The sequence below is a fragment of the uncultured Reyranella sp. genome, assembly GCF_945957355.1.
GTDB lineage: Bacteria > Pseudomonadota > Alphaproteobacteria > Reyranellales > Reyranellaceae > Reyranella.
Genome location: NZ_CAMFKM010000002.1, coordinates 186,102 through 198,022 on the forward strand (window position 1 = coordinate 186,102; position 11,921 = coordinate 198,022).

Below are 11,921 nucleotides of genomic sequence, written 5' to 3' on the forward strand. Positions count from 1 at the left end.
CGATTGCAGCGGAGCCTGGATGTTCGTTAGGCCGACCAATCCGATCAGTTATCGACTGGCGCGTATCGCCTTTATCCTAGCGGCTGTCGGCTCGCTGATCGTAGCCGTTTCCGGGCCCCTGCACCGCTATCCCGGTCTCGATATCGAGGCGGCCATCGCCGTCTTCCGCTATGGCTTCTATCTCACGGTTGCCGGCGTCGCGCTGGGACTCGCCACCATCCTTCCGGCCCGTCCCGGCGACCGGCGCCGCGGCAGCGTTGCCGCCTTCCTTGCGATCGTGATCGGCGGCGCGGGCGCCTGGGTCCCGCTGCATTGGTTCCTGCAGGCGCAGCAGCGGCCGGCCATCAACGACATCACGACCGACACGGCCAATCCGCCGCCGCTCGTGGCGACGGCGCAACTGCGGCGCGGGGCGCCCAATCCGCCGACCTACCCGAAGGACAACGCCGCCCTCCAGCGCGCCGCCTTCCCCGATATCGAACCCGTTCTGCTCGCCGTGCCGCCGGCCGAGGCCTTCAAGCGTGTCGAGCGGGTGGCGACGGCGCTCAACTGGGAGATCGTGGCGCGGGTGCCGGCGGATGGTCGCCTGGAAGCCGTCGTGACCAGCCCGTGGTTCGGCTTTCGCGACGACGTCGTCGTACGAATTCGCCCCCAGGGCACCGGCAGCCGGGTCGACATCCGCTCGAAGAGCCGTATCGGCGAGGCCGATCTCGGCGGCAATGCCGACCGCGTGCGCGCCTTCATTGCCCGGCTGAAGAGCGAGGGGTGACGAACAACCTCAGGCAACCGGCAGGGTGAAGCCGAAGAGCGTGCCCTGTGCGTTCGATTCGATCAGGGTGATGTCGCCGCCATGCAGGCGCACCAGGTCGCGGGCGATCGCGAGACCGAGACCGGTGCCGCCCTGCCGGCCACCGGTGGTGAAGGGCCTGAAGAGCTGTCGGGCCACCGCGGCGGGAATGCCCGGCCCGTTGTCGGCAACTTCGACCAGCATGAAGCCGCCGCTGCGCCGGGTGCGGATGGTGACGCAGGTCGCCCCCGCCTCGAAGGCATTGCGCCCGAGATTGACGAACACGCGGTAGAGCAGGTCTCGGTCGCACCGCGCGAGGCCGCCGTTGCCGATCTCGTTGATCCACGTGCGCAGGAGATTGGGGTCCTTCTCCTCGCCCTGTTCCTGCAGCGCGATCCCGACCTCGTCGACGAGGTCGGCGAGATCGACTTCGGCCAGCCGGGGCGACGGCTTCTCCCGGACATATTCGATGGCGTCGCTGGCCAGGCGGGCGGCGCGGTCGATGGTATTGAGGATGGTGGGCGCCAGCGCGCGCGTGCGCTCGTCGTCGCTGCGCGCCAGGCGGTCCGACAGCAGGCGCGCCGTCGACAGCATGTTGCGCAGGTCATGGTTGATCTTGTTGGTCGCGGCGCCGACCTCGGCCAGGCGCGACTTCTGGCGCAGCGAGGTGCGCAGCTCGCGCTGGAGAAGCTGGAACTCGCGGTCGACCACGCCGATCTCGTCGTTTCGCCGCACCGGCGCACGCGCGGTGTCGGCCTCCTCCGGCGCGCGGCGAAAGTTGATCATGGCGCGGGAGAGGTCCTGCAGCGGCCGGATGACCAGCCAGCGCAGCGCCAGATAGAGCAGGGCGGCGGTGAACAGCGCGATGATGATCGACAGGACGAGGATGCGGCTCGTGTAGCCGTACATCGCGGCCCGCATCGGCATTTCGTCGACGACGATCCAGACCATCGCACCGGGCAGGCGCATCGATTCACCGCCCACCCGTATGAAATGCGAACCGTCCCGCGCCATCGCCTCCAGCGCGTCCCAGATCAGGCCGAGCGCCCCGCGATCCTTCAGGTTGAAGCCCTGCATCTCGGGCCGCGGCTCGATGTTCATCAGCGCGCGCTTGGGTTTGTTCGGTTCGACCAGCACGACCGCCTCGACGCGGGCGTGCGCCAGCAGCGAGCCCTTCACCTGTTCCGTAACCATGTTGTCGGGCGTGGCGTCGAGGGCGAGCGCCGCCAGGGTACCGCTCTCGATCAGCTGCTCGAGATAGACCAGCCGGAAGCGCGCGATCGACGGCAGGAAGATCGCGACCTCGGCCGTCATCACGGCGACGATCACGAGGCCGAGGATTCGCCACGACAGGCCGAAAGTGGCGGGCCGCCGGCGGACCGGGTGGGCGGACTGGACCGGCAGGGTGGCGTCAGCGGTCATGTCTCAATCTACCAGACCGGCAACCGGGCGAGAAACCGCACGAGCCCGCGCGTGCGCGGGCCGAACAGTGTCCCGGCATAGTAGCTCCCGGCGGCCCGCTTCGCGGTTTCACCGAGCGTCGGGTAGGGCGGCACGAAGCCCGCCAGGGTCGAGATCCGGAGGCGGGCGGAGAGGGCCAGGCACCAGCTCTGGATCAGCTCGCCGGCCTGCGGTCCGGCGATGCCCGCCCCCAGGATGCGGCCGCGCCCGTCGGTGACCACCTTCAACAGCCCGTCGGTTTCGCGCTCGGTCTGCGCACGATCGTTCTCGGCGAAGTTCCAGCGCAGGACCTTGATGCGGTCGCCGTGCCGGGCGCGCGCGTCGCGTTCGTTGAGGCCGACCTGCGCCAGCTCCGGATCGGTATAGGTCGCCCAGGGCACGATGGCGGGATCGAGCTTCGCCGGGGCGCGGAACAACGCGCCGCGGATGAACAGCGACGCCTCGTGGCCCGCCATGTGCGTGAAGGCATAGCGGCCATTGCAGTCGCCGATCGCCCAGACGTTGCGATTGGAAGTGCGCAGCGAGTCGTCGACCGTGATGCCGCGCCGGTCGTGGACGATGCCGGCCTGGTCGAGACCCAGCCCGTCGATGGCGGGCGTGCGGCCGGTGGCGACCAGCAGATGCGAGCCTTCGATGCGCGCGCCACTGTCCAGGACAGCCGCGATTCCGCCGGCCGTGCGCTCGACCCTGGTGGCTCGCGTCCTCTCATGCAGGGCGATACCTTCGCCGCGCAGGCGCGCGACGACGATGGCGGCAAGTTCCGGATCGTCCTTGGCGAGGCAGGTTGCGGCTTCCAGAACAGTGACTTTCGAGCCCAACCGCCGGAAGGCCTGCGCCATCTCCAGCCCGATCGGGCCGCCGCCCAGCACCACGAGGTGCGCGGGCAGGACGCGGTTGGCGAAGATCGTCTCGTTGGTGAAGTGCGGTACGTCCGTGAGGCCGGGTACCGGCGGCAGCGCGGGCCGCGAGCCCGTCGCCAGGACGATCCGCTTGCTGCGGATGCGATGGGGCCCGGCCTGCAATTCGGTGCGTCCGACGAAACGCGCCTCTTCCGGCAGGACGCGCACGCCGAGCTTCTCGAAGCGCTCGACCGAATCGTTGGGCGCGATCGCGGCGATCACGCCGGCGACGTGATCCATCACCTTGCCGAAGTCGATCGCGGGCTCGACCGGCGCGATGCCGAAGGCCGCGCCGCTGCGCTGTGCCTGGGCGGCGCGCGCGGCCGCGATCAACGCCTTCGAGGGGACGCAGCCGAAGTTGAGACAGTCGCCCCCCATCAGTGCGCGTTCGACCAGCACGACCTCGAGGCCGAGCTGCGCGGCGCCGGCCGCCACCACGAGGCCGGCCGAGCCGCCGCCGACGACGCAGACGTCGGGCGTGAGCAGGCTGCTCATCTCAGGTGGACCGCTGGCGGCGCAAACGCGTGACGACGACCGGCAGCAGCGCCAGGACGGCAAGCCCCAGCAGCGGCAGCAGGATGTGCCATTCGAAGATGATGCCGAGATCGGGATGCTCGCCCCGCTTCAGCATGGCGCCGAGGCCGGCGCCCAGGCCCGAATAGATGATGGAGGCCGGGATGATGCCCAGCATCGTCGCGAGAACGTAGCGGCGAAGCTGCATGCCGAGCAGCGCCGGCACGATGTTGACGAGCCAGAAGGGAAACACCGGCACAAGCCTCAGGAAGAGGAGGTAGCTGAAATCGTCGTGCCGGAATCCCTGCTCGAGACGCGCCAACTTCTTGCCGGCCCGGGCGAGGAAGAGATCGCGAAACGCATATCGCGCGGCGAGAAAGACGGCGATCGCCCCCAGGGTCGCGCCGATGGCGGACAGGCCGGCCCCCGCCCAGGTGCCGAACAGGAAGCCGCCCACCGGCGTGGCCACCATGGCGACGGGCAGCGAGAAGGCGACCATGATCGCGTAGGCCAGCAGGAAAGCGAGTGCCGCCAGCAGGCGATGCGCGGCGACCCACGCCGTCACCGTCGCCTTGTGGCGGGCCAGCATCTCGAAGGAGAAATAGCGGTCGAGCCCGAGCAGCAGGAAGATCGCGAGCCCTGCCAGCAGGATCGCCACTGGCAGCAGCCGGCGCAGTGTCGATGTGTTCATCTCGCCTTTCGTCTCGCCCCGCCTCGATATTGACGCTGTGGGGCCGATCCTCAAAGCACATGCTGTCACGCCTGAGTGACTGGTAAGCCCGGATCCGTGGTGATGGCGCTCGGCCTTGCCTTGAAGCGCTGCCACCAGATCGACAAACGCGGCCGGACCGTCAGCAGCGCCGCGCCGCGCGGCGACTGCGCGAAGTAGGCGACCATCGCGCCGAGATGAAAGTCGGCAAGCGAGATGTCGGGGCCCGTCAGCCAGGTGTCCGGTGCGGCCAGCGCCTCCAGCGCATCGAGCACCTTCGCGGAGTCTGCGAGACCCTTCTCCCGTTCCGCGGCGTCGCCGGCCGTGCCCATGTGGGGTCGAACGACATCGTGGACGAAGACCTGCCGCACCAGCGGCCAATAGGCGTAGGCGTCGGCCACGCCGACGATCTGGTCCATGCGTGCCAGCCGCTTCGGGTCCGTGGGCTGGAGGGCCGGACCGGGAAAGGCGCGATCGACATATCGGGTGATCGCGCCTGTCTCGTAGAGGGCGAAGCCGTCATGCACGAGCGCCGGCACCCGGCCGAACGGATGAAGCCTCAGATACTCGGCCGGCATGTCGGCCCCGAACGGGTTTACCTCGACCCGCTCATGGGCCACGCCCTTCTCCGCCAGGACCAGGCGAACGATCCGGACGTAGACGCTATAGCGATAGCCATGAAGAAAGAGGGCCATGGGGCATCCTAGCGCGCGTTGACTCTGGGAGGTCAGCCGCTTATTACCCTCGCCCACGGAATTCGCCCCCGGTGCACCGCGCGGGGGCCTTGTTGTGTTTAAAGGAGTTGCGTCATGAAACGCACCTATCAGCCGAGCAAGCTGGTCCGCGCCCGTCGGCACGGGTTCCGGTCCCGTATGGCGACCGTCGGTGGCCGCAAGGTCATCGCCAACCGCCGCCGGTCCGGCCGCAAGCGTCTGTCGGCCTAGTCCGATTGTCTGCGGCGCGCCTCGGGCGTCTGCCGAATCGTAGCGACTTCCTGCGCGTCCAGGCCGGGCGGCGATGCGCCATGCCCGGATTCGTGCTGCAGATCGCCCCCGTTCCACCGGAACTGGCTTTTCCAGCCATCCGGGTCGGCTTCACGGTCAGCCGCAAGGTCGGCAATGCCGTGGTTCGCAACCGGGTCCGCCGCCGCCTGCGCGAGATTGCCCGCCAGGTGATTCCGGAAACGGCCCGCGCTGACCATGACTATGTGCTGGTCGGGCGCCAGGGCGCCCTCGGCCGCGACTTCCTGGCGATGCGGGCCGAGTTGCAGGAGGCGCTGCGGCGCCTCAAGGCGCTTGCGGCGCCGACAGCGACGCCATGACGTGCATTGGCAGCTTGCGCCGGACCGCTTAAATCGCCAGTTTCCGGGCCGCATGATGTCCCAGGTCCTGCGCGGCGCGATTCGCTTCTACCAACTCACGCTCGCCTACTTCTTCGTCGGAGCCTGCCGCTACGAGCCCTCGTGCTCGGCCTATGCGGTCGAGGCGCTGTCGAAGCATGGCGGGTTGAGGGGAAGCTGGCTCGCCGTCCATCGCCTGTGCCGCTGCGGCCCCTGGGGTGCCGGCGGCTACGATCCCGTTCCGCCGGCCGCCGCCCGCTCGCGCGCGCCGCTTTCCTGTCACCCCGCCCGGCGCTCCTGACGCGCCACGAAAGATCGCCGACCAATGGATCAGAAGAATTTTATCGTCGCCATCGTCCTGTCGGTGTTGATCATCGTGGGCTGGCAGGTGGCGTTCCCGCCGTCCAAGCAGGCGACCAACACGGCCCAGCAGCAGGCGACGACGCAGTCCGGCGCCCCGGCGGCCCCCACCGGCCAGCCCGGCGCGCCCGGCACGCAGCCCGGTCCGGGCGTGGCGCCGGTACAGCAGCCGGTGGTCAGCCGCGGCGAGGCCGTCGCGCTGACGCCGCGCGTCACCTTCAACACCGCCGAGCTGACCGGCTCGATCTCGCTCAAGGGCGCGCGCATCGACGACGTGCAGCTCGTCAAATATCGCGAGACCATCGACCCCAAGAGCCCGCCCGTGCCGGTCCTGTCGCCGGTCGGCACCGCCCATCCCTATTACGCCGAGTACGGCTGGTCCTCGTCCGACCCCGCGATCAAGGTGCCGGGCCCGGACACGCTGTGGACGGCCGACGCGCCGACCGTGGCGCCAGGCAAGCCGGTGAAGCTGACCTGGGACAATGGCGATGGGCTGATCTTCGGCCTCACCGTCTCGATCGACGAATTCTTCATGTTCGACGTGAAGCAGAGCGTCGAGAACAAGTCGGACAAGCCGGTTACGGTTTTCCCGTGGAGCCTGGTCGTTCGCTACGGCACGCCGACGGCCGAGGGGACCTACATCCTGCATGAGGGTCCCTACGGCGTCTTCAACGGCAGCCTCAAGGAATTCGGCTACGGCGACTTCAAGGACAACAAGCAGCAGAAGATCAGCACCACCGGTGGCTGGGTCGGCATCACCGACAAGTACTGGATGGCCACCCTGGTGCCGGATCAGAAGTCCAAGGTGGACGTGACGCTGAAGGGCACGGGCGCGGGTGCCAGCGCCAAGTACCAGATCGACTATATCGGTGCGGGCGAGACCATTGCGCCGGGCGCGATCGGGCAGACCGACGGCCACCTGTTCGCCGGCGCGAAGATCGTGCGGGTGATTTCCGACTATGAAAGCAAGTACGGCATCGAGAAGTTCAACCTGACGATCGACTGGGGCTGGTTCTGGTTCTTCACCAAGCCTCTGTTCTGGCTGCTCGAATGGCTCTACGTGCATCTCGGCAATTTCGGCCTGTCGATCCTGGTGCTGACCGTGATCGTGAAGGCCGTGTTCTTCCCGCTGGCCAACAAGTCCTATGCGGCGATGAGCAAGATGAAGCGGCTCCAGCCCGAGATGGAGAAGCTCAAGGAGCGCTATGGCGAGGACCGCCAGCGCATGAACCAGGAGCTGATGCAGCTCTATCGCCGCGAGAAGGTGAACCCGGCGGCGGGCTGCCTGCCCATCCTGGTGCAGATCCCGGTGTTCTTCGCGCTCTACAAGGTGCTCTACACCACCATCGAGATGCGCCATCAGCCGTTCTACGGCTGGATCAAGGACCTCTCCGCGCCCGATCCGCTCACCATCCTGACCGGCTTCGGCCTGTTTCCGTGGGACGTGCCGCAGTTCCTGCACTTCTTCAACATCGGCATCTGGCCCATGATCATGGGCATCACGATGTATCTGCAGCAGAAGCTGAACCCGCAGCCCACCGATCCGGTGCAGGCGCGCGTGTTCCAGTTCCTGCCGATCCTGTTCACCTTCATGCTGGCGCCCTTCGCCGCCGGCCTGGTGATCTACTGGGCGTGGAGCAACACGCTCTCGATCGCGCAGCAGTACACGATCATGCGCCGCCACGGCGCGCCGATCGGCGGCAAGGGTGCGCCGGCGGCAGCCGTGCCGGCTCCGGCCGCCCCCGCCAAGGACAAGAAGGGCGGGAAGAGCTCCGGCAAGAAGGGCTGATGCCGGACAAGTCGCCCGACGAGACGAAGGACGAAGGCCGCTCGCCTGAAGAGATCGAGGCGGCCCGCAAGCTGTTTGCGGGTCCCTGCGACTTCGTCTCGGGCGCCGCATCGGTCGAATCGCTGCCCGGCATCTCGCTGCCGGAAGTGGCCTTCGCCGGCCGCTCCAACGTCGGCAAGTCGAGCCTTGTGAATGCGCTCACCGGCCGGCGCACGCTGGCGCGCGTCTCGGCCAATCCCGGTCACACGCGACAGGTCAATTTCTTCAACCTCGCCGACCGGCTGATGCTGGTGGACCTGCCGGGCTACGGCTTCGCCAAGGTCTCGCGCTCGATGAAGGAGACCTGGCAGGACCTCGCCTCGGCCTACCTGCGCGGCCGGCCGACCCTGATGCGCATCTTCGTGCTGATCGACAGCCGTCACGGGGTGAAGGAGAGCGATCGCGAGACGATGCGCAACCTCGACAGCGCCGCCGTCTCCTACCAGATCCTGCTGACCAAGACCGACTACCTGCGCGCCGCCGACGTGCCGCGCGCCGTCGCGGCCGCCGAGGCGATCGCGCGCAAGCATGGCGCCGCCCATCCGGTGGTCCTGCCGACCAGCAGCGAGACCGGCTTCGGCATCCCCGAGCTGCGCGCCGAGATCGTCGCCGTCGCGCAGGTTTAGTCATTGGATCGCGCCACTCCAGTGGCGCCTCGAGATCGTGAGCGCAACTGGAGTGGCGCGCTCCAATGACAAGCCTCGTGCCGCGTCTTCCTAAGCCGCGTCGTGGAAGATGAGACCCAGGGTGAAGCGCTCGCCCTCGCGCACGCTCGAGACGCCGTGGCGCATCGCGGTCCGGTGCCAGCCGCGCACGCCTTTCGAGGGCCGTTCGTTCACGGCGAAGATCGCGGCGTCGCCCTGCTCGAGGGGCACGACCTCGCCGCGTGACTGCATGCGCGCGCGCTGCTCGACCAGCATGAATTCGCCGCCCGTGAAGTCGCGGCCCGGGGCGCTCAGCAGCACCACGACCTGCAGCGGGAAGACCATCTCGCCGTAGAGATCGCGATGCAGGCAGTTGTAGTCGCCCGGCCCGTAGCGCAGGAGCAGCGGCGTCGGCCGGGTCTGGCCGGCCTCGTGGCACTCGCGCAGCCAGTCCTTCAGGGCCGGCGGGAAGCGTCTGGGCCGCCCCAGCCGTTCGTTCCATTGGTTGGCCACTCCGGCCAGCTCGGGGTAGAGCGCCTGGCGCAGCCGCTGCACCGGCGCGGGCAGGTCATAGGCGAAATACTGATACTCGCCCTGGCCGTAGCCGTGGCGCTGCATGACGATGTGCTTGCGGAATCGCGCCTGCTCGGGCCACAGCGCGGCCAGCGCGCGGCACTCGTCCGGCCCGATCAGGTTGCGCACCACGGCAAAGCCGCGATCTGCCAGGCGTTCGCTCTCTAGAAGGTGGGAAGCTGCCATGCGGACATCCTGACGCGGCGGGGCCGGTTCTTCTATCCGTAAGCCGCCTGATATATTATGCGCCTCGGCGAATTGCTCGGCCCTCTCCCGACCCGGAGAGGGCTTTCGTTCAACTGGGGATGCTGTGAAATGGCCGAGGTTGTTCAACCGGACAAGGAGCAGAAGCGGCTCATCCGCATGGCGGAGACCATCTCCAAGGCCCTGCCCTACATGCGCCGGCACAACGACGCGACCTTCGTGGTGAAATATGGCGGCCATGCCATGACCGACCCGAAGCTCGGCGACCTGGTCGCCCGCGACGTCGTGCTGATGAAGCAGGTCGGCATGAACCCGATCGTGGTCCATGGCGGCGGCCCGCAGATCAACAAGATGCTGGAGCGGGTCGGCATCAAGAGCACGTTCGTGAACGGGCTGCGCGTCACCGACGCGGCGACCATGGAGATCGTCGAGATGGTCCTGGCCGGCTCGATCAACAAGGCGATCGTGGCCGACATCAATGAATGCGGCGGCATCGCCGTCGGCATCTGCGGCAAGGACGGCAACCTGATCCTGGCCAGGAAGGTCACCGAGATACGCGATCCCAAGACCGGCGAGCTGCTCAAGGTCGACCTGAAGCAGGTGGGCGAGCCCGCCAAGATCAACGTCATGGTACTGGAGCAGCTGCGCCGGGCCGACGTCATCCCGGTCGTCGCCCCGATCGGGTTCGGCGTCGACGATGAACTCACCTACAACATCAATGCCGACACTACCGCGGGAGCGATTGCCGGCGCCATGCGGGCCAAACGCTTGCTGTTCCTGACCGACGTGCCCGGTGTGCTCGACAAGAATGGCCAGCTCATCCAGGATATGACGGTCGAGCAGGCCCGCGCCCTGATCGCCGACGGCACGATCTCCGGCGGGATGATCCCCAAGGTTGAGAACTGCATCGACGCGGTGAACAGCGGCGTCGAGGCCGCCACGATCATGGACGGCCGGGTGCCGCATGCGCTGCTGTTGGAGATCTTCACCGAGGCCGGCATCGGTACCATGGTCAAGCGTTCCTGATGGGCCTTGAATAGCCTGATATTGCTGCATATTTACTCAGCATGGCCCTCCTGCCCATCCTTACCGCGCCCGATCCGCGCCTGAAGAAGAAGTCCCTGCCCGTCGAGACGGTCGACGCCGGCGTGCGGCAGCTCATGGATGACATGCTGGAGACGATGTACGACGCGCCGGGCATCGGCCTCGCCGCGCCGCAGGTCGGGGTGCTGAAGCGCGTCATCGTGCTCGACATCGACCGCGAGGATACGAAGACCGGCCCGCTGTTCATGGCCAATCCCGAGATCGTCGAGGCCTCGGACGAGGACCTGTCCTATGAGGAAGGCTGCCTCTCGGTGCCGGACCACTATTCCGACGTGGTTCGTCCGGCGGCGGTGAAGGTCCGCTACCTCGACCGCGACGGCAAGACCCAGGAACTGGCCTGCGAAGGCCTGCTGGCGACCTGTGTCCAGCACGAGATCGACCATCTCGACGGCATCTTGTTCATCGACCACATCTCGGCGCTGAAGCGGAACATGATCCTGCGCAAGCTCCTCAAGGCGCGCAAGGAACAGGAACGCGACGCGGCCGAGCGCGGTCCAGTGAAGACCAAGGTCAAGGATCCCGAGCACGCGATCTGAACCGTGTCTTTCTGACACGAAACATCGACCCAATCGCCATTGTCATCCCGAGCCTAGCGAGGGACCTTTGATCGTGCGCCGCCAAGGGTCCCTCGCTACGCTCGGGATGACAACGGTATTGGAGCAAGGCTCCGCGCAATCAATTCAATCGATCAGCTTGCCGTCGGCGTCGAAGAACGGATACGGCCCGTCATAGTCGCCGATGACGGCGGCATGGGTCACGAGCTGGCCCTCGTTCCACCAGTGCAGCATGAAACCCGGCGGCTCCATGCGGAAGCGGCTCGGGGCATCGGGATGGATGTCGAGCGCGACCTGATGCGCCGGACTGGGACAGGTCATGGCCGGACGGCCGCCGACCTGGGCGTGGATCGTGCGATGGAGATGGCCGCACAGGATCAGCTCGACCTGGCGGTGACGCGCCACGATCTCGGCGAAGGGTTCGCGGCCTGAGAGGCCGATCTTGTCCATGTGGCCGATGCCGGTGACGAAGGGCGGGTGGTGCATCATTACGAGGGTGGGCACGTCGGGCCGGTCGGCCAGCGCACGGTCGAGCCAGTCGAGCCGCTCGCGGCAGAGTTCGCCGCCGCCCTGTCCGGGAATCAGCGTGTCGAGGCCGATGAGGCGCAGCGGATAGTCGTCGATCGCGAACTGGAGGAACTTCCCCTGCTCCGGCAGGTAGCCGCCGTCGCGGAAGGCCTCGCGCATTGCCTCGCGTTCGTCGTGGTTGCCGGGAATGGCGATGATGCGTTGCCGGATCGGCGCCAGGATCGACTTCAGGTGCTCGTATTCCTCCGGTCGTCCGAGATCGACCAGGTCGCCGGTCAGCAGGACGATGTCGGGCTGCGGGCTCAGCGCCAGCAGCTCCTGCACGCAGCGCCGCAGCATGGCGGCCGTGTCGGCCTTTTTGTAGGCGAGCCTGCCCGGCAGCTTGATATGGGTGTCGGTGATCTGGGCGATCAGCATG

At 67.5% G+C, this 11,921-nt stretch carries 14 protein-coding genes; 8 read left to right on the top strand and 6 right to left on the bottom strand.

Annotation, left to right across the window (positions count from 1 at the left end):
- Positions 1–19 precede the first annotated feature (19 nt).
- Positions 20–769: a DUF1499 domain-containing protein gene (locus Q0Q48_RS03965; protein ID WP_295134349.1), complete on the top strand. Its 750-nt coding sequence runs from the start codon at positions 20–22 to the stop codon at positions 767–769.
- A gap of 9 nt (positions 770–778) precedes the next feature.
- On the opposite strand, the gene Q0Q48_RS03970 is transcribed toward Q0Q48_RS03965, so the two are convergent.
- The 4 genes from Q0Q48_RS03970 to Q0Q48_RS03985 form a co-directional block, all read right to left on the bottom strand.
- Positions 779–2,209: a HAMP domain-containing sensor histidine kinase gene (locus Q0Q48_RS03970; protein ID WP_295134352.1), complete on the bottom strand. Its 1,431-nt coding sequence runs from the start codon at positions 2,207–2,209 to the stop codon at positions 779–781.
- 8 nt (positions 2,210–2,217) lie between these two features.
- Positions 2,218–3,642 carry an FAD-dependent oxidoreductase gene (locus Q0Q48_RS03975; protein WP_295134355.1) on the bottom strand — a complete coding sequence of 475 codons (1,425 nt, stop codon included), beginning with the start codon at positions 3,640–3,642 and terminating at the stop codon, positions 2,218–2,220.
- A 1-nt stretch (position 3,643) separates the two neighbouring features.
- On the bottom strand, positions 3,644–4,351 hold the full coding sequence (locus tag Q0Q48_RS03980; protein ID WP_295134358.1) for a VTT domain-containing protein: 708 nt from the start codon (positions 4,349–4,351) through the stop codon (positions 3,644–3,646).
- Between the two features lie 65 nt (positions 4,352–4,416).
- Positions 4,417–5,064 carry a glutathione S-transferase family protein gene (locus tag Q0Q48_RS03985; RefSeq protein ID WP_295134361.1) on the bottom strand — a complete coding sequence of 216 codons (648 nt, stop codon included), beginning with the start codon at positions 5,062–5,064 and terminating at the stop codon, positions 4,417–4,419.
- Positions 5,065–5,178: 114 nt separating this feature from the next.
- Between Q0Q48_RS03985 and rpmH the strand changes: the two genes are divergently transcribed.
- From rpmH to yihA, 5 genes are read left to right on the top strand one after another with little or no spacing between them, the layout of a single operon-like run.
- Positions 5,179–5,313, top strand: coding sequence for a 50S ribosomal protein L34 (rpmH, locus tag Q0Q48_RS03990; RefSeq protein ID WP_068199953.1), 135 nt, complete (start codon positions 5,179–5,181; stop codon positions 5,311–5,313).
- Positions 5,314–5,318: 5 nt separating this feature from the next.
- Positions 5,319–5,690 (top strand): ribonuclease P protein component, encoded by a 372-nt coding sequence (rnpA, locus tag Q0Q48_RS03995; protein WP_295134368.1) that lies wholly within the window; start codon positions 5,319–5,321, stop codon positions 5,688–5,690.
- A 52-nt stretch (positions 5,691–5,742) separates the two neighbouring features.
- Positions 5,743–6,009, top strand: a complete 267-nt coding sequence (gene yidD, locus Q0Q48_RS04000; RefSeq protein ID WP_295134372.1) for a membrane protein insertion efficiency factor YidD — start codon at positions 5,743–5,745, stop codon at positions 6,007–6,009.
- A gap of 24 nt (positions 6,010–6,033) precedes the next feature.
- The gene (gene yidC, locus Q0Q48_RS04005) at positions 6,034–7,857 is read left to right on the top strand and encodes a membrane protein insertase YidC (RefSeq protein WP_295134375.1); all 1,824 of its coding nucleotides are present in this window, start codon (positions 6,034–6,036) and stop codon (positions 7,855–7,857) included.
- Positions 7,857–8,522: a ribosome biogenesis GTP-binding protein YihA/YsxC gene (gene yihA / locus Q0Q48_RS04010; RefSeq protein ID WP_295134378.1), complete on the top strand. Its 666-nt coding sequence runs from the start codon at positions 7,857–7,859 to the stop codon at positions 8,520–8,522. The genes yidC and yihA overlap by 1 nt, the downstream gene beginning before the upstream one ends.
- 90 nt (positions 8,523–8,612) lie before the next feature.
- Here the strand turns inward: yihA and Q0Q48_RS04015 are convergent, their stop codons facing one another.
- Complete coding sequence (locus Q0Q48_RS04015; protein WP_295134381.1) at positions 8,613–9,299, bottom strand: 2OG-Fe(II) oxygenase; 687 nt, start codon at positions 9,297–9,299, stop codon at positions 8,613–8,615.
- Between the two features lie 129 nt (positions 9,300–9,428).
- Here Q0Q48_RS04015 and argB point away from each other — a divergent pair, with 129 nt between their 5' ends.
- Positions 9,429–10,343, top strand: coding sequence for an acetylglutamate kinase (gene argB / locus Q0Q48_RS04020; RefSeq protein WP_295134384.1), 915 nt, complete (start codon positions 9,429–9,431; stop codon positions 10,341–10,343).
- A gap of 41 nt (positions 10,344–10,384) precedes the next feature.
- Positions 10,385–10,957: a peptide deformylase gene (def, locus tag Q0Q48_RS04025; protein ID WP_295134387.1), complete on the top strand. Its 573-nt coding sequence runs from the start codon at positions 10,385–10,387 to the stop codon at positions 10,955–10,957.
- Between the two features lie 144 nt (positions 10,958–11,101).
- Here def and Q0Q48_RS04030 read toward each other — a convergent pair whose 3' ends face one another.
- Positions 11,102–11,920: a phosphodiesterase gene (locus Q0Q48_RS04030; protein ID WP_295134391.1), complete on the bottom strand. Its 819-nt coding sequence runs from the start codon at positions 11,918–11,920 to the stop codon at positions 11,102–11,104.
- Between the last annotated feature and the right edge of the window lies 1 nt (position 11,921).

Coding starts and splice junctions, on each gene's coding strand:
- Q0Q48_RS03965 (WP_295134349.1), top strand. CDS start 20: ATGTTCGTTAGGCCGACCAATCCGATCAGTTATCGACTGGCGCGTATC.
- Q0Q48_RS04030 (WP_295134391.1), bottom strand. CDS start 11,920: ATGCTGATCGCCCAGATCACCGACACCCATATCAAGCTGCCGGGCAGG.
- def (WP_295134387.1), top strand. CDS start 10,385: ATGGCCCTCCTGCCCATCCTTACCGCGCCCGATCCGCGCCTGAAGAAG.
- Q0Q48_RS04015 (WP_295134381.1), bottom strand. CDS start 9,299: ATGGCAGCTTCCCACCTTCTAGAGAGCGAACGCCTGGCAGATCGCGGC.
- Q0Q48_RS03970 (WP_295134352.1), bottom strand. CDS start 2,209: ATGACCGCTGACGCCACCCTGCCGGTCCAGTCCGCCCACCCGGTCCGC.
- Q0Q48_RS03975 (WP_295134355.1), bottom strand. CDS start 3,642: ATGAGCAGCCTGCTCACGCCCGACGTCTGCGTCGTCGGCGGCGGCTCG.
- Q0Q48_RS03985 (WP_295134361.1), bottom strand. CDS start 5,064: ATGGCCCTCTTTCTTCATGGCTATCGCTATAGCGTCTACGTCCGGATC.
- yidD (WP_295134372.1), top strand. CDS start 5,743: ATGATGTCCCAGGTCCTGCGCGGCGCGATTCGCTTCTACCAACTCACG.
- rpmH (WP_068199953.1), top strand. CDS start 5,179: ATGAAACGCACCTATCAGCCGAGCAAGCTGGTCCGCGCCCGTCGGCAC.
- yidC (WP_295134375.1), top strand. CDS start 6,034: ATGGATCAGAAGAATTTTATCGTCGCCATCGTCCTGTCGGTGTTGATC.
- Q0Q48_RS03980 (WP_295134358.1), bottom strand. CDS start 4,351: ATGAACACATCGACACTGCGCCGGCTGCTGCCAGTGGCGATCCTGCTG.
- yihA (WP_295134378.1), top strand. CDS start 7,857: ATGCCGGACAAGTCGCCCGACGAGACGAAGGACGAAGGCCGCTCGCCT.
- argB (WP_295134384.1), top strand. CDS start 9,429: ATGGCCGAGGTTGTTCAACCGGACAAGGAGCAGAAGCGGCTCATCCGC.